Raw genomic sequence first — 245 nt, 5'->3', positions numbered from 1 at the left:
TCCACCACAATACAAAAAAGAGACCCGCCGAAGTGCACGCCCTCGAAAAGCCGCACTTACGGAAGATCCCTTCTGAGTTCCCGCTTGGAACCCTAACCGATACCAGTATAACAAGGACCATCCATAAGGACAATGTCATCCGCTTCTCGGGCAACCGGTATTCGGTGCCTGCCGGCACTTATCGGAGCGATGGAAGGAATGTCGCCTACGTCGAAGAGAAGGCGGGAACCCTCCTGATCCGGTTA

Annotated in this window: 1 pseudogene; it reads left to right on the top strand. The window is 54.3% G+C overall.

Annotation, left to right across the window (positions count from 1 at the left end):
* A pseudogene (locus tag AC6CHQ_RS16425) lies at positions 1–245 on the top strand (IS21 family transposase); the annotation flags it as partial.

This window comes from Bhargavaea sp. GQ12 (assembly GCF_059758705.1).
Note: the sequence above shows the minus strand (reverse complement) of the source record. Positions and strands in the feature narration are given on the sequence as shown.